Origin of the sequence: Pseudophaeobacter sp., assembly GCF_039971195.1 — a bacterium.
GTDB lineage: Bacteria > Pseudomonadota > Alphaproteobacteria > Rhodobacterales > Rhodobacteraceae > Pseudophaeobacter.
The window spans coordinates 1-19,035 of sequence record NZ_JBDWPJ010000087.1 but is presented as its reverse complement, the minus strand read 5'-3'; the positions used below and the strand labels follow the sequence as shown (position 1 = coordinate 19,035).

Here is a 19,035-nt window from a genome sequence, read left to right as displayed (position 1 = left end):
ACTGGGGAAATTCCTAGGCAGCAGGTCGTCCGCATAGCGCGGCCCATCAGGATGCGAGACAAAGCCAAGCTCATTCAGATCCTGGAGGGTCAAGTCTGGTGTCGAAAATGATGCGGGCAGTACCAGGCAAAGCTCTTCGTGGGAAAGCAATCTGGCCTGTAATCGAGGTTGATTGGGCTTTTCCATAACAACACCTAAATCCAGGTCACCGCTCAGAACTGCGTTCACGATGCTGGCCTGGGGGGCTGCAGTCAAATTGATGGTCAAATCCGGTGCCCTATGCATCCGCTCGAGCAACTGCGGATAGACCCATAGGGCAAAACTGCCGGAACATCCGATGCTGATTGTGCCCACATCCGGATCGTCGACCTGGAGGCTCTCTTGGAGATGCTTTTCTTGAGACCGTCTCTCCAACCCAATCGCGCGCACCGCCTCTCCTGCAGGGGAGAGGGTAAAGGACTTGCCGTCTTGAACAATCAGAGGTTTGCCAATTTGGCCTTCCAGTTTGCGCAAATGTTGGGAAACGCCGGGCTGGGTCATGCCCAACCGTTCAGCGGCTCTGGTGAAATGACCAACCTCGCAAAGGATCGTAAAGGTTTCCAGCCAGGTGGCATTTAGCATTGTCATTCCAAAGCGTTATTATTTCTATTTGATATGATAATTTTTAACCGCACTCCGGTCCAGCTATATTGGCCTTAGAAATTGGCAAAGGACAAAGCTATGCAACCGACACCACGCACATTCTCCCATATCGGACTTTCCGTTCCCGATTTGGACAAGGCCATCCAGTTTTATAACGAGGTTCTAGGGTTTTACGTCATCATGCAGCCCACCGAGATCGTCGAAGACAATAGTGATATCGGCCAGATGTGCACCGATGTCTTTGGTGCCGGCTGGGGGCGACTGCGCATCGCGCATCTTGCAACAGCGGACCGGATTGGCTTTGAACTGTTTGAATTTGAAGGCCATCAGGCCCCTGATGAAAATCTCAACTTCAGACAGCACGGGACATTTCACTTTGCTATCCAGGATCCTAACCTTGAAGACATTCTGGCGAAAATCGTCGCCGCGGGCGGCAAGCAGCGGATGCCCGTGCGGGAGTATTTTCCGAATGATAAACCCTATCGGATGGTCTATGTCGAAGACCCGTTTGGGATTGTCTTCGAGCTCTATAGCCACAGCTACGAGTTGACCTACTCGGGTGGCGCATATTCCTGAGGCTAAAGGCCCGAACCCCAGAACAGGAGCCCTTGAGTTTGGGTCTTTAACTGGCGACCGGAAACTTGCTGCGGGTGCGGTTGGCAAAGGCCACCAATGACAGCATTACCGGCACCTCGACCAGCACGCCAACAACCGTGGCCAGCGCCGCGCCAGAATGCAGGCCAAACAAGCTGATCGCCACGGCCACCGCCAGCTCAAAGAAGTTTGAGGTGGCAATCATCGCGCAGGGGGCAGCAATGCGGTGGGGCACCTTCAGCATATGCGCCGCACCATAGGCGAGCGCGAACATGCCGTAGCTCTGGATCAGGATCGGCACCGCAATCAGTGCAATCACCATGGGTTTGGCCAGAATGACCTCTCCCTGCAGGCCAAACAGGATGACCACGGTGGCGATCAACCCGATGATAGAGAGCGGTTTGACCCGCGCCATAAAGGTATCAATGGCTTCCTGCGAGCCCAGGATGCGCCGGGTGATCAGCCCGGCGATCAGCGGCAGTACCACATAGAGCAGGGTTGCCAAAACCAGGGTCGACCAGGGTACAGATATATCGGTAACACCCAGCAAAAAGGCCACGATCGGGGCAAAGGCCACCACCATGATCAGGTCATTTACCGAGACCTGCACCAGTGTATAGGTGGCATCGCCACGGGTGAGCTGCGACCAGACGAAAACCATCGCGGTGCAGGGCGCTGCCCCCAGAAGGATCAGCCCGGCAGTATATTGCGCCGCATCCTCGGGCGCGATCCAGGGGGCAAACACGGTGTCAAAGAACAGCACCGCCAGACAGGCCATGGTGAAGGGTTTGATCAGCCAGTTGACCACCAATGTCACCAACAGCCCTTTGGGTTGGCGCGCCACGCCAGAGACGGCACCAAAATCAACACCGACCATCATGGGATAGACCATGGCCCAGATCAGCACCGCGACAACCAGATTGATCGAATAGACCTCTGCCGCAGCGATGGCATTGACCAGACCCGGCGCAAAAGAGCCAAGCGCGATGCCCGCGATCATCGCCAATGCAATCCAAAGGGTCAAGTAGCGTTCAAAGAAACCAATTGCGCTATCGCTGGGGGCGGTTGTCTCTGTCATCAGTCTGTCCTTTTGGACCGCGGTATAGAATCGTCCGACCTGCAGGCTATGCGGATGAGCTGCGCGCCCCAAGCCCGATTGTGACTTGGGCGACCAAATTTCTGTCTGGCTTGTTTGAAGCAGTCTGTTGCGCCGAGATCAAACCCGGTGCCCGAAGCCCAGAGCGCCGCCCATCGCCATTGCTGGCCTATTCAAAGCCTTGAGAGACCATCGGCGATTTCCTTGGCAATTGCCTGAGCATTAATCCCGTCACGCTCTGCGGACACCCGTAGTCCCAACAGGTCCGATTGATACCGGCGGGCCAGCACCTGCGGGTCATGTGATTTGTCGATGTCCCCAGCCATTTGTGCCTGTCTGAACAGATCCGCAAACTGTTCTTCCATTTTTAGCAGATGTAAATTCGCCTGTTCCGCCAAGGGGTGGTTATGCGCGTGCAGCTCAAGCAGCGTTTTGGACAGCATGCAGGCCTTGGCGGGGGAGGTCTCGTTTTCAACCGCCAGTGCGGGCCAGCGTTTGAGCGCCTCAAGAGGACCATCTTTGCTCGCCAACTCCTGCAGGCGAGCAGAGCCGTCTGCGACGTATTTCTGCATGGCGAGTTCAAACAGCGCATCCTTTGAGCCAAAGGCTGCGTAAAAGCTGCCGGGCTTCATCTGCAAAACTGCCTCCAGATCTTTCAGCGAGGTGCCGCTCCAGCCGCGTTGCCAAAACAGATCGCGGGCGCGTTCGATCAGGTCATTGCGATCAAAATTGGGTTTGCGGGGCATGGGAGTCTCTATTGTTGAATGGTCACTCAATTATATACTTGAGTGATCGCTCAAGAAAGGCTAAATGACAGGCATCGATTCAAAAACAGGACCCTCAGTGATGACTTTTCCCTCCCACGATCTCGACTCCGCTCCAGAAGCTTCAAAGCCCCTGCTGGAAAATTCCCAGAAAGCCTTTGGCCGCCTGCCCGGCCTGCACAAGGTTCTGGCGGAAAGCCCGCAGGCCTATGAGGGCTATCAGATCCTGCACAAGCTGTTCACCGAAACCGATTTTGATGCGGATGAGCTGACCGTTGTCTGGCAGGCGATCAATGTCGAGAACAGCTGCCATTATTGCGTTCCGGCCCATACCGGTATCGCCAAGATGATGAAGGTCTCTGACGAGATCACCGAAGCCCTGCGTAATGAAACACCGCTGCCTTCGGACAAACTCGAAGCGCTGCGCACTTTTACGGTTCAGATGGTACGCGAACGCGGCTATGTCTCTGAAGCGCAGATGAAAGCCTTCTTTGACGCAGGCTATGGCCATCGCGCGGTTCTGGACGTGATCCTCGGCATGGCGCAGAAAACCATGTCAAACTACGTCAACCACGTTGCTGAAACTCCCGTTGACGAAGTCTTCCACCCGCTGAAATGGCAGCGCAGCGACAGCCCGCTGAAGGTTTGATTTCGCTTGGGCGCGCGCTGGCTTGTCGCGTGCGCCCAAATCCCTTCCGAAATTGCGAAAATTACGGGAGACGACATCGCCCGAAGGGCTCCCAACATAGGAGGCAAATATGCCTGTTATTCGCATCGAAGTGCCTGATGGCACAGACCGCGACACAAAAACACGTATCCGCGAAGGCGTGAAGCAAGCAGTCTTGGATACGCTGGCTCCAAAAGAAATCAAATACGACTATGTCGCCGTGCGCGAGGCCTTTGGTGTCGTAGGGGATGGTCTGCCTTTGGTGACCGTTGACCTGCGCCCGGGCAGGGATGCTGGGCGCAAAAAGGCTTTGACGGATGCCATAGCTGCTATCTTACAAAAAGAGCTGAACTCAGATCCGATTGATCTCTATGTTCTGTTTCGTGAAAACCCGGCCGAAAACCACTATACTGGCGGAACTCCCTTGGCCGATTGGGTTCCGGCGGATCAATAAACCGCACGGCGGAGTTGTTGCCCAGGTTGATCGAAAGGCGTCTTTCTCCCTGGCCCGGGTGATATGGATCCGACAAGGTATTCTTACCTTCCGAAAAGCCATGAGCCACGGTTCACAAAGCAAAGAAGCCGTTTGGCAAAATACAACTCTGAACGGAAAAGCGGAGTGCGCGTGCACGACGGATTTACCGGCGAGACCAACTTCTGATAGGCTATCGGTAGGAATGGTTGTGCAGGAGTTTGTACATTGCTGTCGAAAACCCTCCGCCTAGCTTTCGCGGGCATCGCTTTGGCCTTGGTTTGTATGTCGTCTATGGCGCTGGCAACCGAGCGAACCGAAGATGTTCCAGATTGGTTGCAGGCCCATGTCGGAACCGGGGCGGGTAAGATCGCCCCTGTGGTCCTGCACCGGGCGCGGGCGCTATATCAGCGGAAACTGGCCGAAGGCGTGACCCGCAATCCCTGCTATCTCGCGATGGATGCAACCCGGCCGAGCGCGGCCTCCAACGGGGCGCCAGGGCGTCGCTTCTATATAATCTGCGAGGCCGAGAGAACATTCCGGACGGTGTCTTCCGGTTATGGCAATGGCCGCAAACTACAAAACGCCAATTTTTCCAATGATCGCCACTGTGCAAAGAACTTTAGCAATGCCGAAGGGTCAAAACTCTCGGCGGGCGGTGCCTATGTGACGGCGGAAACACGTACCTCCTTCAAAGGGTACTTCACCCAATCCGGTGACAAAACGCCTTTTTACCGCACTTTCCTGTTGTTTGATGGCGAGGGCGAGACAGAAAATGCCAGGGAGCGGGCGATCGGAGGACATCAAGCCAGGTTTTTGAAGTGGCAGTGTCGATTTCAGAACCCGGACAGCCCCCATGCGGATGAGGCCGGCTATGTCCCCTATGGGCGTATCGTGGATTATACCGCCGGGCGTAGCAATGGCTGCACAACCTGGTCTCAGGAAGTCTCGCAGGACATCATTGCGCTGGTCGAAGGTAATCCGACGACCCTCTATCTGTATCCTGAATCCGGCGACATCAACGCGGTGGCAGCAGCCAAGCAGAGCGGGCAATCGCTTGCTCAGGCGGGGCTTTATTGGAACGCGCAATGTCTGGCCAAGATCGGAGCTCCCCGGTTTTGGCCCAAGGCCAGATTGCAACCCATCATCAATGCCTGGCGGCAGTCCCTGCCCAAACACCAACCTAGAGCTCTGCCGATCTGCAACTAAGGAGAGGCTGAACAAACCTGCAGCGCGCATTTCTTGCTGTGGTGGCCAATCTGTCTGAACCAGTTTAGGCCTCAGGGCTGCGAGAAGGCCCCCTCTTGTGCAAGCCGCTCCAGCGAGGGCAGTACCTTTACTTCCAGATACTCGTCGAGCCCGAATTTGCCGCCCTCGCGGCCATTGCCGGATTGTTTGTAGCCGCCAAAGGGAGAGCCATAGGCCGTTGCGCATCCGTTGATGGCCACGGCCCCGGCGCGCAGGGCAGCCGCGACCCGCGCAGCGCGTGATTTGCTGCCGGTCTGCACATAGGCATAAAGGCCAAAATCGCTGTCATTGGCGATAGAAATCGCCTCTTCTTCACTGTCAAAGGGAATGATCACCAAAACCGGGCCAAAGATCTCTTCGCGGGCAATGCGCATATCATTGCTGACATCGGCAAAAATCGTTGGCCGAACATACCAGCCCTGTTCATAGCCTTTAGGTTTGCCCAAGCCCCCTGCCAGCAGTCGCGCGCCTTCGTCCATTCCGATCTGGATCATGGCCTGGACCCGATCATATTGCATCTGATCAAACAGGGGGCCGATGTGATCGCCTTCCTCTGACGGATCGCCAACCTGTTGGGCCTTGGCCGTCTGTTGGGCAATTTCCAGCGCCGCGTCATAGCAGCTGCGCTCCAGCAGCAGCCGGGTTGGCGCGTTGCAGGACTGACCGGTATTGTGAAAACACTCCAACACCGAGGCCGTGACGCGGCTCTCAAGATCGCAATCTGCAAACACCAGGTTTGGTGACTTGCCGCCCAGCTCCAGTGCCACCCGTTTGACCGTATCGGCACTGTCTTTGGAGACCAGCACCCCAGCGCGGGTTGATCCGGTAAAGGACATCATGGCGATATCGGGATGGGCCGAAAGCGCCGCGCCGACCACAGGGCCATTGCCAAACACAAGGTTGAAAACGCCCGCAGGGTAGCCCGCTTGCGCGACCATTTCGGCAAACAAGACCGCCGAGAGCGGGGTGTACTCAGAGGGTTTCAAGACGCAGGTTGCCCCCACCGCCAGCGCGGGCAGCACCTTTTGGGCAATCTGGTTGATCGGCCAGTTCCAGGGGGTGATCAGCCCGCAAACCCCGATGGGTTCGCGCAGAACCACATCGCCATTGGGCAGGATTTCCTGATCTTCCATCGCTTCCAGAATATTGGCGAAATCCTCGGCATAGGCAAAACCACAGGCGGCCTGTTCTGCGCGGGCCATGGTGATTGGCGCGCCCATTTCCGTACTGATCGCCTGAGCCATCTCCTCGTTGCGGGCCTCTATCACGTCGCGCAGACTGCGCAACAGGGTGAGGCGGTGCTCTTTTGAGGTTTTGGAGAAGCTTTCAAAGGCGCGGGAGGCCGCTGCAACAGCCAGGTCAACATCCGCTTTTGTCCCCAAAGAGACGGTGCCAATCTGGCTGTTGTCTGCCGGGTTCATGATGGGAAAGAGGCGGGGTGCAATCGGATCCACCCAGGCCCCGTCGATATAGAATTTGTCACAGGTAATCATGCTGTTGTCTTTTCCCTAGATGTCACTGAACGACCGGATCATGGGCCAGTTCGAGGTGGAGCTTTTGCCCAGTGTAAGGGTTAGCGGCAATGGCGGCGTCATCAAGCTCAATGCCAAGCCCCGGCTCGGTTGAAGGGATGACATAGCCGCTCTCCCAGCGGATCGAGGACTTCAGGCAGGACATATAGGGGCCTTCAAAGGTGCCGATGCTCTCGAGGATCAGGAAGTTGGGGCTGCAGGTGGCGATCTGAATGTTGGCAGCGGCCACCACAGGGCCACAATAAAGATGTGGCGCAATTTGCGCCTGCCGGGTTTCGGCCATGGCCGCGATCTTTTTAGCCTCGAGCAGGCCGCCAACGCGACCGAGATCCAATTGCAGAATTGAGGCTGCTCCGGTTTCCAGAACCCTAGCAAATTCATGCTTGGTACAAAGCCGCTCACCGGTGGCGACCGGGATTGAAGTGAAGCGAGCAATCTCGGCCATGTCGGCAGGGTTTTCCGGCGTGGTGGGCTCCTCGAACCATAGGGGCTCATAGGGTTCCAACCGCCGGGCCATGCGTTTGGCCCCGGATACGGTGAACTGCCCATGGGTACCAAACAAAAGGTCGGCACGAGTGCCCACGGTTTCGCGGATGCGTTTGCAGAATTCTTCGCTGCGCTCCAGATCCTCCATCCGGGGCTGGTGCCCGTCATAGACGGTATAGGGGCCGGCCGGGTCGAATTTGATCGCGGTAAAGCCCTGTTCTACCCGTTGCAATGCCACCTCCGCGGCGATGTCCGGATCAGTGTAGGCATTTGGAGTGTTCGGATCAGGGTAAACATCGCCTTCAGGCGGGTAGAGGTATGTATAGCTGCGTAACCGGTCATGCACCTTGCCGCCCATTAGCTCATAGACCGGCTTGCCTGCGGCCTTGCCGATGATGTCCCAACAGGCGATTTCCAAGCCACTGAGCACGCCCATGACGGTCACGTCCGGGCGCAGGGTGAAACCCGCGCCATAGGATTGCCGCCACAGCTTTTCGATATGGTGCGGATCCGCCCCGGCGAACTGGCGTGTAAACATTTCTTGTGCCATGGCGCAGCACAGATCGGGACCAAAGGTGGCGTTATAGATCTCGCCTACTCCGGTAATGCCGCAGGTGGTTGTCAGCCGCACAAAGATGAAATAGCGCCCGCCGTGGCGTGGGGGCGGGTTGCCAAAGACAAAGGTTTCGATCTTGTCGAGTTTCATCGGTTTTATCCTGTTATTCAGCCGCTTGGGCGCTATGCGTGTTGTCTTCCAAAACCAAACCCGCAGCGCGCGCGGCCAGCATCATGGTTGGGGCATTGGTGTTGCCGGATGTGATGTTGGGAAAGGCTGAGGCATCAATTACTCGCAACCCAGAAATGCCGTGGACCCGCAATCGCGCGTCTAGCACCGAGTCACTTGTGTCATGGCCCATCCGGCAGGTGCAGGTCGGGTGAAACACCGTTCCGGCGCGGGCGCGGAAGTTTTCCAGCAACGCCGAGTCATCCATCGCCAGAATATCCGGGTCGCGGCGCGCTTGGGTGACGGCCTGCATCGCCGGAGTTCGCGCCAATTCCTGCAACAGGTGGCTGGCGCGGATGGCTGTGGCCTGGTCTTCGTCTGTGGCCAAAGAGTTCGGTTGGATCCGGGGCGCATCGTGGGGATCGGCTGAGCGCAGCGTGATTTCTCCCCGGCTTGTGGGGCGGCTTGGCTGTACGCACAAAAGAAAACCGTTGTCCCGGTCGATCTGAGGCTTGCCATCAGGCCGGGTCGCATAGGAGGCCGGGTTGCAATAGATTTGTACGTCCGGGATGGCTGCGCCCTTGGTGCGGGCAAAGCCACTGCATTGGTTTACCGGAACGCTCAAAGGCCCACGGCGGGTCAAGACATAGCGCAGCCCGGCCATGACCTGCCCCCAGCGGTTGCCTAGAGAGGCATTCAAAGTGTCTGTGTTGGCCCAGAAAAAATGCGACAGGGCCAGATGGTCCTGAAGCCCGCGCCCCACCTCTGGCAGATTGTGGACCACTTCTTTGCCATGCGCCTTTAGCATTTCTGCTGGCCCGATCCCGGAGAGCTGCAGGAGATGCGGAGAGCCGATGGCGCCGGCGCTCAGGATCACCTCTCGGGCGGCGGCGACCTCGTGAACAATACCCGCCTTGCGATAGCGCAGGCCCACAGCGCGGGCGCCCCGCATCAGGATTTTTTCAGCATAGGCCTGACGGATGACGGTCAGGTTCGGACGCTTTAGGGCCGGGCGCAAGAAGGCATCCGCTGCCGACCAGCGAAACCCCTTGTGCAGCGTGCTGCGAACATAGCTCAGGCCTTCGCCTGTTGCTTGGTTGCTGTTGCTACCGGGCAGGGCGTTCATGTTGCTGGAGGTCGGCCAACCCATGTCCTGCGCCGCGGCCAGAAAATGCTGCGTAAAGGGATGCATCTGGTCTTGCAGGTCGGTGACACGAATAGGCCCCTCTCCGCGCCGCTTCCTGTTGCCCGCTTGATGAAATTCATCATTGCTTTCCAGCGCGTCAAAGCTCTGCTGTACCACATTCCAGCCCCAGCCGGTGGCACCAGCGGTTTCCCAATCATCAAAATCATGCGGCAGACCGCGCACATAGGCCATGGCATTGATCGAACTGGACCCCCCGATCACCTTGCCGCGTGGCCAATAGCCTGCGCGGTTCTGCAGACCGGGGTCGGGTTCCGCCGAGAAACACCAGTTCACCCTAGGGTCCGAGAAGGTGAAGCCATAACCAACCGGGATCTTGATCCAGGGGCGGCGGTCACTGCCGCCGGCCTCGACTAACAGCACCTGATGGCGGCCATTGCGGGTCAGTTTGTCGGCCAAAACGCAGCCGGCCGAGCCTGCTCCGATGATGATAAAGTCAAATACGTGCGCCACGGTCCCGCCCTCCTACCTTGCGGGATCATGAAGGGCGGGTTAGGCATAAATCAAACAATGGGTTTTTGCCCATAGATCTAACTGAGCTTATGTATTGTCATGCAGGACCTTCCTCATGTGACCTGGCTAAAGGCCTTTGACTCCGCTGCGCGCCACAGCAGTTTTGCGGCGGCCGCCAACGAGCTAGGCCTGACCCCTGCTGCCATCAGCCAGCAAATCAGACATCTTGAGCATCATCTGGATGCGCAGCTGTTCAAACGCCTGCCACGCGGCGTGAGCCTTACGGATGCGGGTCAGGCCTATGCGCAGACCATTGGGAAATCTTTTGAGGATATGGCGCGGGCCACGAGCGGTCTGTTTGGAAAGAACCGCACTCGTGTGGTGCGCTTGCGGGCCTCGATTTCCTGCGCGGCCTTGGTCATTGGCCCGCAGCTGGCGGCATTCAAAGCGGCGCATCCCGATATTTTACTGCAGCTGACCACTTCGGTCTGGGCGGATCGTTTCGATGACGAAGGTCTGGATATCGATATCCGCTATGGGTTGGGCAATTGGGGCGAGGCGCAGATTGTGCATCTGGGCCATGAATCGGCCGTTCCTGTCTGCCGCGAAGACTATGCGCAGTCTTTTGGAAAAGGCCTGAGTATCCAGGCACTGGCGGCCAGCGATGTTGTGCAGATCATCGGATCGGAAACGGACTGGGGCAAGCTGTCAGAGCTGCATGATCTGGAGCTCAAGGTGACAACCGATTGGCTCAAGGCGGATTCGTCCCTGATTGCCCTGCAGACGGTTTCGATGGGGCAGGGCGTCACCATGGTTTTGGAGAGCTTTGCCCGGCAATATCTGGAACAAGGGCTTTTGATCAAACCCAGCCCCTACAGGCTGCCAAAGCGGCGGTCGCACTATCTGGTTGTGAATGACCGCGCCCGCCAAAAGGAAGAGGTGCGGCTTGTTTGCAATTGGGTCCAGTCCCTGTATCAGGGTCTGACCCTCGCAGATGCTACACCGCCACAGGACGACCGGTGAAGCCTCGCTAGAGAGCTTGGGAAGACCAAGCGGTACTGAACGAGGGTGTTATTCGGCGGCGCTTTTCAGGCTTGCCATCAGGCTGTGAAACTTCTCGCCCTGGATCGCCACATGGCCGCGAAGCGCCTGTGCTGCGGCTTCTGAATCCCCCGCCTCAAGCGCCTCTACGATGGCTTTGTGTTCGCTCATGGACTGCGCCATACGGCCCCGGAACCGCAGCTGCTGGCGCCGAAAGGGCTGCAGCCGCCGATGCAGGTTTCCGGTCTCTTTTGCCAAAAAGCCATTGCCGGATTCCCGGTAGATGATTTTGTGAAAGCGCTCATTTTCGCTGTAGTAATCATCAATATTCTGGGCTTCGACGGCGGCCTGGCATTTTTCATTGGCATCATGCAAATCGGTCAGGGCCGCGTCGGAAATGCGTTTGGCCGCCAGGCGTCCGCAGGCGGCCTCCAGTTCGGCCATGACCTCGAACATCTCCAAAAGCTCGACCGGCCCCGGTTGGCGCACAAAGGCGCCGCGACGGGGGATGAGCTCCACCAAACCGGAACGCGCAAGCCTTTGTAAGGCCTCCCTTAAAGGTGTTCTGGAGACGCCAAAATGCTCGGCCAGGCGGACCTCATCCAGACGGTCCCCATCTGCATGGGTTCCATCAAAAATCCGTTCTTCAAGCTGTTCGGCAATGAGATCTGCGTGACGTTTTTCCATGGATTTAACCTACCAAGTGAAGGCTGGTAATTCAAGATGGACATTGTTGTATACAAGATAATTGACTTGAAAAACATAATCCGCCTATCGTGGAGCTCTACCCGGCTTGGCCCGGGTTGGATTCTTTTGGGAGGAAGACATGAAATTTATTCTAAAGACTGCTGTTGCGACGCTGGCGCTCGCGTCCTTTGGGACATTGGCCGGGGCAACAGAACTGCGCCTGTCACACCAATGGTCAACCAAGGATATCCGGCATCAGGTTGCCCAGATTGTTGCCGATGAAGTGGCCGCTGCGGATGTGGATCTGAACATCAAGATTTTTGGGTCAAAATCGCTGTTCAAGCCGCGCGAACAGTATAAACCGCTGAGCCGAGGTCAGCTGGATATGACCGTGCTGCCCCTGTCCTATGCCGGTGGCCAACAGCCTGCCTATAACCTGACCTTGATGCCGGGGCTGGTGAAAAACCATGACCATGCGGCGCGCCTGTCAAACTCTCCCTTCATGGAGGCTCTTGAGGCCAAGATGGCCGAAGATGATGTGATGGTTCTAGTGCATGGCTATCTGGCGGGTGGCTTTGCCGGCAAAGACAAATGCATCACCAAGCCAGAAGATGTGCAGGGGCTGCAAACCCGGGCGGCGGGCAAGTCGTTTGAGCAGATGCTGGCCGGCGCCGATGCCTCTATTGCATCCATGGCTTCATCTGAGATTTACAATGCGATGCAAACCGGCGTGCTGCAGGCGGCCAATACCTCGTCTTCGTCCTTTGTCAGCTATCGCATCTACGAGCAGGTCAGCTGCTATACACCTGCGGGCGATGTGGCGCTGTGGTTCATGTATCAGCCCCTGTTGATGAACAAGAGCACCTTTGAGGGCCTGAGCGAGGCGCAGCAGGCTGCCTTGCTGGCCGCTTCTGAAAAGGCTGAGGCCCATTATCTGCAGGAGGCCAGAAAACAGGATGCGGCCTCGGCTAAAGTCTTTGCTGATGCAGGCGTTGAAATCGCTCATATGAGCACCGAAGACTTTGCGGCCTGGCGCCAATTGGCGATGGAAACATCCTATCAGAAGTTTGTCGAAGAGGTGAGCGACGGGCAGCAGCTGCTCGATCTGGCGCTGGCTGTCGATTGATCAACCGGCAGGGCGGTGGCTGATTGCTCCGCCCTGCTGACCCTTGATTTCCTTAATTTAAGACCAACACGAGGTGCACATGGCTGGTCATAGCTCTGCCGTTGCTTCCCATACGGGGGACAATCCTTTTTTGCGCGTGGTTGCGGCGCTTTCCACTCTGGCCGGCTGGTGCTCGGCTGCGATGATTGTCTCTGCCGTGGCAATCACTTGTCAGATGATCGTCGTGCGCTTTGTGCTGAACAGATCCACCGTCTGGCAGACCGAAGCGGTGATCTATCTGGTGATTGCAGCAACCCTGATTGGCCTGCCATATGTGCAGCGTCTACGGGGTCATGTGAATGTGGATCTGATCCCGATATCACTGGCGCCACGGCCACGGTTTGTCATGGCGATTCTGACCTCTTTGCTGTCGATCGCCATCGTTTCGATCATGGTTATCTACGGCTACGAGTACTGGCATTTCGCCTGGCAGCGGGGTTGGAAATCAGACACCGTTTGGGGCGTGCGCCTGTGGATCCCCTATCTGGCTCTTCCTGTTGGCTTTGGCCTGCTGCTGTTGCAACTGATTGCCGATCTGGTTGCTGTTTTGCTGGGCATAGACAAGCCCTTTGGCCTGGAGGACAGCTGAATGGATCCGCTCTTGCTTGGGGCAATTGTTGCAATTGCCACTATCCTCGTGCTCTTTTCGGGCGTCTCAGTCGCGCTTGGCCTGCTGATCGTCTCTGCAGTCTTTCTGCTGATCTTTGATGGTGCGCGTTCCCTCGAGCTGATGCCGGAGCTTCTGTTCGGCAAGCTCGATAACTTTGCGCTGTTATCCATCCCGATGTTCATCATCATGGGATCCTCCATTGCCTCGACGCGGGCCGGAGCCGATCTCTATGAAGCGCTGGAGCGCTGGCTCACACGGGTTCCCGGTGGGCTGGTGGTGTCAAACCTCGGGGCCTGTGCGCTGTTTGCTGCCATGTCAGGCTCATCACCTGCAACCTGTGCGGCCATTGGTAAAATGGGCATCCCAGAGATGCGCAAACGCGGCTACCCCGATGGTGTGGCAGCAGGTTCAATCGCAGCCGGCGGCACGCTGGGCATCCTCATTCCGCCCTCGGTCACCATGATCGTCTATGGCATCGCCACGGAAACCTCGATTGGCCGGTTGTTTCTGGCCGGGGTTATTCCGGGTCTGATGCTGGTGGGGCTGTTCATGGCCTGGTCGCTCTATTCCACCTGGAAATCCGGCAATGCGGCGCAACTGGGTGCTGGCAGCTACACCTGGGCGCAGCGGTTTGAAATCCTGCCGCGGGTTCTGCCCTTCCTCGGGATTATCCTCGGCGTGCTCTACGCCATGTATGGCGGCATCGCGACTCCGTCTGAAACTGCTGCCGTTGGCGCATTGCTCTGCCTGCTGATCGCCATGATCATCTATAGGCTTTGGAACCCAAAGGATCTTTGGGTTGTGCTACGCGACAGCACCAAGGAATCGGTGATGATCCTCTTCATTATCGCCGCCGCCGGTGTGTTCTCCTATATGCTCAGCTCGCTTTTTATCACCCAGTCGATTGCCGAATGGATCGGTACGCTGGAGGTGAACCGCTGGGTTCTGATGGGCGTGGTGAATGTCTTTTTGCTGATCGCTGGTTTCTTTTTGCCACCTGTCGCGGTGATCCTGATGGCGGCGCCGATCCTGCTGCCTATTATCGACACCGCCGGGTTTGACCCGATCTGGTTTGCAGTGGTGCTGACCATCAACATGGAGATCGGGCTGATTTCACCGCCTGTGGGTCTGAACCTCTATGTGATCAACGGCATTGCGCCGGATATTTCGCTGAAAACCATCCTCACCGGGTCGCTACCCTTTGTGGCCTGCATGGTGCTGGCAATCCTTCTGCTTTGCCTGTTTCCGAGCCTCGCCACCTGGCTGCCCGATATGGTTATGGGAGCCGCACGATGACCCTGCTTGCAGACTTGCTCTCAACTGTGTTCGAGCGGCGCTATCGCCGTGAAACAGCCGAAGGGGCGCAAGATGGCCGTCCGCTGCTCGAAATGGCTACGGCGCTGGTGGGTTCAACGGGGGAGACCTCTGGCCTGGCCCTGGCACAGGAAATACTGTCGCGCTTTGCCGAATTGGAGGATTCGGGGAAACTCGCGTTTTTTTGCGATATCGCCACCACGATGAACATTGATCCAGAGGCGGTGCGCAGCGCCTTGGGGGATTATGAACAATCCCCCTCCAAGGCTACTTACCGGGCCTTTACCGAAGCAGCAGAACCAGCGCGACAAGAGCTGGTGCGGCGTCTCAACTCTGTTCCGGGGGCCACGGGCTCTTTGGTCAAGATGCGGGCAGATCTGCTGCGCTTGGGGGGCAAAGAGCCCGAACTTGCGGCGTTGGATTTGGATTTCCGGCATCTGTTTGCCTCCTGGTTCAACCGCGGGTTTTTGGTGCTGCGCCCGATAAACTGGGAAAGCCCGGCCCATATCTTGGAAAAGATCATCGCCTATGAAGCGGTGCATGCCATTCACAGCTGGGATGATCTGCGCCGCAGGCTGGAACCTGCAGACCGCCGCTGTTTTGCGTTTTTTCACCCCTCGATGCCGGACGAGCCGCTGATTTTTGTCGAAGTCGCTCTGACCAAGGGCATTCCAGGGTCTGTTCAGGCGCTTTTGGCCGAAGATCGTGATGCAATGGCTGCGGCAGAAGCAGATACGGCGGTGTTTTATTCGATCTCCAACTGTCAGGCGGGCCTGGCCAGCATTTCCTTTGGCAATTCCCTCATCAAACAGGTGGCTTCGGATCTGTCTGCCGAGCTGTCAAATCTGAAGACCTTTGTCACACTGTCGCCGATACCGGGATTGACCAAATGGCTGGATCAAGTCGGGATGACTTGGAATATCGAGTCGCCGGAGAGCATGCAGGCCCTGGCCGCACATTATCTGCTGAATGCCAAATCCCGTGGGGCGCTTCCCTTTGATCCGGTTGCCAGGTTCCACCTTGGCAATGGCGCCATCGTTCACGCGGTGCATGCCGATGCCGATACCTCAGAGAAGGGGCGGGCCCAGTCCGGCGGTACCATGGTGAACTACCTCTATGACCTCGCAAAGGTCGGCCAGAACCACGAAACATTTGCCACGACCCGCGACGTCGTCGCCACCCCCTCCGTCAAGGCATTGGCTGGATCCGTGGCAGTTCCGACGACCGAAGAAAGGACCCCCCATGGCTAATCCTCTTTATGATGGTCTCTTTGGCCTGCATGCCGGAAAAAGCACAGCCTTTTTGCAACTGCCCGACGGGCAGGTGATCACCCATCAGGGCTTTTTGGAGATCAGCGCCCAGATCGCCCATGTGATGGTTGAGATCGGGTTGAAACCCGGGGACCGGGTTGCGGTTCAGGTCGAAAAGTCAGCCCAAGCCCTGGCGCTTTATGCGGCCTGTGCGCAGGCGGGGTTGGTCTTTTTGCCGCTCAACACTGCCTATACGGTCGATGAGCTGAGCTATTTCATTGAAAACAGCGGTGCGTCTTTGATAGTCTGCGATGGCTCCAATGCGGACGAACTGACCGGGGTGGCGAACGGCCTGAAGGCCAAGATTGAAACCTTGAATAGCGATGGCAGCGGCAGCCTGATAGCGCGGGCCAGCACTATGGCGACGCATTTTGCCACGGTGGATCGTCAGGGTGATGATCTGGCCGCCTTCCTTTATACCTCGGGCACGACGGGACGTTCAAAGGGGGCGATGCTGACCCAGAACAATCTGTTGTCAAACGCGCAAACCCTGGTCCGGGAGTGGCGTTTCACCTCGGATGATGTGCTGTTGCATGCGCTGCCGATCTTTCACACCCATGGTTTGTTTGTGGCGACCAATGTGACGCTGGTGGCCGGTGGAAGTATGATCTTTTTGCCCAAATTCGATCTGGATCAGGTCGTAGCCCATCTGCCAGCGGCCACCACCATGATGGGGGTTCCAACTTTCTATACCCGCCTGCTGGGGGACGCGCGTTTCACCAAAAAGCTGACCGCCCATATGCGGCTGTTTGTGTCCGGCTCGGCGCCACTGTTGGCGGAAACCCATGTGCAGTTTGAAGAACGCAGCGGACATCGCATTCTCGAACGCTATGGCATGACGGAAACCAATATGAACACCTCCAATCCCTATTTTGGCGAACGGCGCGCGGGCACGGTTGGCTTTCCGCTACCAGGGGTCGAGGTCAAGATCTGCGATGCAGAAGGAAGGGCGCTGCCGCAGGGAGAGATTGGCGAGATCGAGGTGCGCGGCCCCAATGTGTTCAAGGGCTACTGGCAGATGTCGGAAAAAACCGCCGCCGAACTGCGGGAAAACGGGTTCTTTATCACCGGCGATCTAGGGCGCATTGATCAGGATGGCTATGTGCAGATTGTTGGCCGCAACAAGGATCTGATCATCTCGGGCGGCTACAACATCTACCCCAAAGAAATCGAGCTGGTGCTTGATGATCAGCCCGGCGTTCTGGAAAGCGCAGTGATCGGGGTGCCGCATCCGGATTTTGGCGAGACTGTCCTGGGGGTCATCGTGGCTGAGCGCGGGGCAACACCTGATGCAGATGCCATTCTAAAAGCTGTCAGCCAGACGCTGGCGCGCTTTAAACATCCCCGTCGCCTTGTCCTGCTAGAAGAACTGCCGCGCAACACCATGGGCAAGGTGCAAAAAAACATCCTGCGCGATCAGTATCAGGGCATGTTCACATCCTGAGAAGGAAAAACGGGGGCGGGACCTTGATGGTCCAGCCCCCGTAACTCAGCCATGCGCCCATGCGAGGAACTGAGTAGAGTGCGATCAGGGCCCTACTCTGGCGCCAGGGTCACATCAAAATTGACCGCCAGATAGGGCGAATCAACGCTGCCGGACAGGGCCATGCCTTCGGGGAACTCATCGGCGGGTTTTTCGTGATAGGTCATCACCAGATCATCGCGCACGCCAAAGACAGTGTCCTGATCCAGATAGGGGTCATCCTCGGGGAAGATTTCTGTCACCAGCGTGCGATAGCCCGGCGCCTTGACGATGAAATGCAGATGCGATGGCCGCCAGGGATGGCGACCGCAGGCGCGCAGAATGTCACCCACCGGACCATCCGAGGGCACGGTATATTCCACTGGTTTGACGGTGGTAAATGCATAGCGCCCATCCGCGCCAACGGTCATCAGCCCGTGGAAGGAGAAGGTATCCTGTTCCTCGTCCTGGCTGGCATAAAGCCCATTGGGCGCGGTTTGCCAGATATCAAGCTCGGCGCCGGGAATAGGGTTGCGGTCGGTGTCGCGAATGATCCCTTCGGCCAGCAGCACCGGGCCGCCAAAATCCCGCTTCATATCGCCGCCCACCGCCAGCGGCGGCGCGCCAGAGACATGGAAGGGTCCCAGCACCGAAGACGATGTCGCATCGGCGCGGGAATGCAGCATATCCACCAAAGACGACAGGCCAAGCACATCGGAGGCCAGGACAAATTCGTGGCGATCCTCGGTCTCAACTGCGGCGCAGCCTTCGAGGAAGGCAATGCCCTGGCGCCATTCGTCATGGGTCAGTTTGGTCTCGCGGGCAAAATCATGCAGATGCTGCACCAGCGATCCCATGACCTCGCGCATCCGCGGGTTCATGTCCTCGGCCATGTAGCTTTTGAACACATCGGTGATGTTGTCTTGAGTCACGTTGCGCATGGCGGATGTCCTTATAAAAGTGCAAGGCTGAGGATGGGGAATTCGATCAGGATGAAGAGGATGATCAACATCACAAAGGCAAAGGGCAGGGCGCCTAAAAAGACATCCTTGAGCGATATGGAATCATCGTTGAGGGTTGATTTGATGACAAAACAAGAGATCCCCAGCGGTGGGGTCAGCAGGCCGATTTCGGCGCCCACCACGGTGATGATGCCAAACCAGATCAGCGACATATCAAGGGCTTCGACCAGAGGCAGAAACAGCGGCACCACGATCAGGATGATCGACGCGGTGTCCAGAATGGTGCCCAGAAAGATCATCAGCAACACATAGAGCAGCATCACGGTCCAGAAGGAGGCAGAGCTGCCCGCCAACAAGTCTTGCAACTGGTTTGGCAGCCCGGCAAGGCCCAGCATCCGGCTGTAGATTGAGGCTGCGGTGATCAGAAACAGAATTGCTGCGGTGATATGGCCGGTCTCCAGCAGCGCCTCCCAAAACCCTTTCAGGCTGATGGAGCGACGTACCAAGGCGATCACCAGCGCCACCAGCGATCCGGTGGCACCGGCTTCGACGGCTGTTAGCCAGCCGGTATAGATGCCGCCTAGAACAACGGTGATCAGACC

The 19,035-nt window shown here is 57.4% G+C and carries 19 protein-coding genes; 10 read left to right on the top strand and 9 right to left on the bottom strand.

The genetic code is table 11. The annotated features are described in order from the left end of the window. A partial coding sequence (locus tag ABJP42_RS07625; protein ID WP_348339733.1) for a LysR family transcriptional regulator occupies nucleotides 1-621 on the bottom strand: 621 nt, incomplete at its 3' end. 99 nt (nucleotides 622-720) lie between these two features. On the opposite strand from ABJP42_RS07625, the gene ABJP42_RS07620 reads away from it, so the two are divergent. Beyond that, the gene (locus ABJP42_RS07620) at nucleotides 721-1,218 is read left to right on the top strand and encodes a lactoylglutathione lyase family protein (RefSeq protein WP_348339732.1); all 498 of its coding nucleotides are present in this window, start codon (nucleotides 721-723) and stop codon (nucleotides 1,216-1,218) included. A 46-nt stretch (nucleotides 1,219-1,264) separates the two neighbouring features. Here ABJP42_RS07620 and arsB read toward each other — a convergent pair whose 3' ends face one another. Beyond that, on the bottom strand, nucleotides 1,265-2,314 hold the full coding sequence (gene arsB / locus ABJP42_RS07615) for an ACR3 family arsenite efflux transporter (protein ID WP_348339731.1): 1,050 nt from the start codon (nucleotides 2,312-2,314) through the stop codon (nucleotides 1,265-1,267). Between the two features lie 191 nt (nucleotides 2,315-2,505). Further along, nucleotides 2,506-3,078 carry a TetR/AcrR family transcriptional regulator gene (locus tag ABJP42_RS07610; protein WP_348339730.1) on the bottom strand — a complete coding sequence of 191 codons (573 nt, stop codon included), beginning with the start codon at nucleotides 3,076-3,078 and terminating at the stop codon, nucleotides 2,506-2,508. Nucleotides 3,079-3,178: 100 nt separating this feature from the next. Between ABJP42_RS07610 and ABJP42_RS07605 the strand changes: the two genes are divergently transcribed. The 3 genes from ABJP42_RS07605 (at nucleotide 3,179) to ABJP42_RS07595 (ending at nucleotide 5,444) form a co-directional block, all read left to right on the top strand. After that, nucleotides 3,179-3,745: a carboxymuconolactone decarboxylase family protein gene (locus ABJP42_RS07605; protein WP_348339729.1), complete on the top strand. Its 567-nt coding sequence runs from the start codon at nucleotides 3,179-3,181 to the stop codon at nucleotides 3,743-3,745. Between the two features lie 109 nt (nucleotides 3,746-3,854). Beyond that, nucleotides 3,855-4,217 (top strand): tautomerase family protein, encoded by a 363-nt coding sequence (locus ABJP42_RS07600; protein WP_348339728.1) that lies wholly within the window; start codon nucleotides 3,855-3,857, stop codon nucleotides 4,215-4,217. A 312-nt stretch (nucleotides 4,218-4,529) separates the two neighbouring features. Further along, on the top strand, nucleotides 4,530-5,444 hold the full coding sequence (locus tag ABJP42_RS07595; protein ID WP_348339727.1) for a murein L,D-transpeptidase catalytic domain-containing protein: 915 nt from the start codon (nucleotides 4,530-4,532) through the stop codon (nucleotides 5,442-5,444). A 71-nt stretch (nucleotides 5,445-5,515) separates the two neighbouring features. On the opposite strand, the gene ABJP42_RS07590 is transcribed toward ABJP42_RS07595, so the two are convergent. Genes ABJP42_RS07590 through ABJP42_RS07580 form a run of 3 tightly spaced genes read right to left on the bottom strand, consistent with a single transcriptional unit; the run spans nucleotide 5,516 to nucleotide 9,882 of the window. Continuing rightward, a complete protein-coding gene (locus ABJP42_RS07590) occupies nucleotides 5,516-6,976 on the bottom strand; it encodes an aldehyde dehydrogenase family protein (protein ID WP_348339726.1) in 1,461 nt (486 codons plus the stop codon). 22 nt (nucleotides 6,977-6,998) lie between these two features. Next, the gene (locus ABJP42_RS07585) at nucleotides 6,999-8,207 is read right to left on the bottom strand and encodes a mandelate racemase/muconate lactonizing enzyme family protein (RefSeq protein WP_348339725.1); all 1,209 of its coding nucleotides are present in this window, start codon (nucleotides 8,205-8,207) and stop codon (nucleotides 6,999-7,001) included. Between the two features lie 13 nt (nucleotides 8,208-8,220). Further along, nucleotides 8,221-9,882 carry a GMC family oxidoreductase gene (locus ABJP42_RS07580; RefSeq protein ID WP_348339724.1) on the bottom strand — a complete coding sequence of 554 codons (1,662 nt, stop codon included), beginning with the start codon at nucleotides 9,880-9,882 and terminating at the stop codon, nucleotides 8,221-8,223. Nucleotides 9,883-9,981: 99 nt separating this feature from the next. Between ABJP42_RS07580 and ABJP42_RS07575 the strand changes: the two genes are divergently transcribed. Beyond that, nucleotides 9,982-10,905: a LysR substrate-binding domain-containing protein gene (locus ABJP42_RS07575; RefSeq protein WP_348339723.1), complete on the top strand. Its 924-nt coding sequence runs from the start codon at nucleotides 9,982-9,984 to the stop codon at nucleotides 10,903-10,905. A gap of 48 nt (nucleotides 10,906-10,953) precedes the next feature. Here ABJP42_RS07575 and ABJP42_RS07570 read toward each other — a convergent pair whose 3' ends face one another. Beyond that, nucleotides 10,954-11,610, bottom strand: a complete 657-nt coding sequence (locus ABJP42_RS07570) for a GntR family transcriptional regulator (RefSeq protein WP_348339722.1) — start codon at nucleotides 11,608-11,610, stop codon at nucleotides 10,954-10,956. Nucleotides 11,611-11,749: 139 nt separating this feature from the next. On the opposite strand from ABJP42_RS07570, the gene dctP reads away from it, so the two are divergent. From dctP to ABJP42_RS07545, 5 genes are all read left to right on the top strand, one after another. After that, the gene (gene dctP / locus ABJP42_RS07565; protein ID WP_348339721.1) at nucleotides 11,750-12,736 is read left to right on the top strand and encodes a TRAP transporter substrate-binding protein DctP; all 987 of its coding nucleotides are present in this window, start codon (nucleotides 11,750-11,752) and stop codon (nucleotides 12,734-12,736) included. Nucleotides 12,737-12,815: 79 nt separating this feature from the next. Beyond that, on the top strand, nucleotides 12,816-13,364 hold the full coding sequence (locus ABJP42_RS07560) for a TRAP transporter small permease (RefSeq protein WP_348339720.1): 549 nt from the start codon (nucleotides 12,816-12,818) through the stop codon (nucleotides 13,362-13,364). Further along, on the top strand, nucleotides 13,365-14,681 hold the full coding sequence (locus ABJP42_RS07555; protein WP_348339719.1) for a TRAP transporter large permease: 1,317 nt from the start codon (nucleotides 13,365-13,367) through the stop codon (nucleotides 14,679-14,681). Next, complete coding sequence (locus tag ABJP42_RS07550) at nucleotides 14,678-15,949, top strand: malonyl-CoA decarboxylase (protein WP_348339718.1); 1,272 nt, start codon at nucleotides 14,678-14,680, stop codon at nucleotides 15,947-15,949. The genes ABJP42_RS07555 and ABJP42_RS07550 overlap by 4 nt, the downstream gene beginning before the upstream one ends. Continuing rightward, nucleotides 15,942-17,453: a malonate--CoA ligase gene (locus tag ABJP42_RS07545; RefSeq protein WP_348339717.1), complete on the top strand. Its 1,512-nt coding sequence runs from the start codon at nucleotides 15,942-15,944 to the stop codon at nucleotides 17,451-17,453. The genes ABJP42_RS07550 and ABJP42_RS07545 overlap by 8 nt, the downstream gene beginning before the upstream one ends. Before the next feature lie 92 nt (nucleotides 17,454-17,545). On the opposite strand, the gene ABJP42_RS07540 is transcribed toward ABJP42_RS07545, so the two are convergent. Together ABJP42_RS07540 and ABJP42_RS07535 are read right to left on the bottom strand one after the other, a co-directional pair. Then, nucleotides 17,546-18,412, bottom strand: coding sequence for a dioxygenase family protein (locus ABJP42_RS07540; RefSeq protein WP_348339716.1), 867 nt, complete (start codon nucleotides 18,410-18,412; stop codon nucleotides 17,546-17,548). 11 nt (nucleotides 18,413-18,423) lie between these two features. Beyond that, the coding region (locus ABJP42_RS07535) for a TRAP transporter large permease subunit (RefSeq protein ID WP_348339715.1) at nucleotides 18,424-19,035 on the bottom strand (612 nt) is incomplete at its 5' end.

Excerpts from the sequence above, each read along its gene's own strand:
- ABJP42_RS07560 (WP_348339720.1), top strand. The coding sequence starts at position 12,816 with ATGGCTGGTCATAGCTCTGCCGTTGCTTCCCATACGGGGGACAATCCT.
- ABJP42_RS07585 (WP_348339725.1), bottom strand. The coding sequence starts at position 8,207 with ATGAAACTCGACAAGATCGAAACCTTTGTCTTTGGCAACCCGCCCCCA.
- ABJP42_RS07600 (WP_348339728.1), top strand. The coding sequence starts at position 3,855 with ATGCCTGTTATTCGCATCGAAGTGCCTGATGGCACAGACCGCGACACA.
- ABJP42_RS07595 (WP_348339727.1), top strand. The coding sequence starts at position 4,530 with ATGGCGCTGGCAACCGAGCGAACCGAAGATGTTCCAGATTGGTTGCAG.
- dctP (WP_348339721.1), top strand. The coding sequence starts at position 11,750 with ATGAAATTTATTCTAAAGACTGCTGTTGCGACGCTGGCGCTCGCGTCC.
- ABJP42_RS07590 (WP_348339726.1), bottom strand. The coding sequence starts at position 6,976 with ATGATTACCTGTGACAAATTCTATATCGACGGGGCCTGGGTGGATCCG.
- ABJP42_RS07555 (WP_348339719.1), top strand. The coding sequence starts at position 13,365 with ATGGATCCGCTCTTGCTTGGGGCAATTGTTGCAATTGCCACTATCCTC.
- ABJP42_RS07545 (WP_348339717.1), top strand. The coding sequence starts at position 15,942 with ATGGCTAATCCTCTTTATGATGGTCTCTTTGGCCTGCATGCCGGAAAA.
- ABJP42_RS07610 (WP_348339730.1), bottom strand. The coding sequence starts at position 3,078 with ATGCCCCGCAAACCCAATTTTGATCGCAATGACCTGATCGAACGCGCC.
- ABJP42_RS07570 (WP_348339722.1), bottom strand. The coding sequence starts at position 11,610 with ATGGAAAAACGTCACGCAGATCTCATTGCCGAACAGCTTGAAGAACGG.
- ABJP42_RS07575 (WP_348339723.1), top strand. The coding sequence starts at position 9,982 with ATGCAGGACCTTCCTCATGTGACCTGGCTAAAGGCCTTTGACTCCGCT.
- ABJP42_RS07550 (WP_348339718.1), top strand. The coding sequence starts at position 14,678 with ATGACCCTGCTTGCAGACTTGCTCTCAACTGTGTTCGAGCGGCGCTAT.
- arsB (WP_348339731.1), bottom strand. The coding sequence starts at position 2,314 with ATGACAGAGACAACCGCCCCCAGCGATAGCGCAATTGGTTTCTTTGAA.
- ABJP42_RS07605 (WP_348339729.1), top strand. The coding sequence starts at position 3,179 with ATGACTTTTCCCTCCCACGATCTCGACTCCGCTCCAGAAGCTTCAAAG.
- ABJP42_RS07540 (WP_348339716.1), bottom strand. The coding sequence starts at position 18,412 with ATGCGCAACGTGACTCAAGACAACATCACCGATGTGTTCAAAAGCTAC.
- ABJP42_RS07620 (WP_348339732.1), top strand. The coding sequence starts at position 721 with ATGCAACCGACACCACGCACATTCTCCCATATCGGACTTTCCGTTCCC.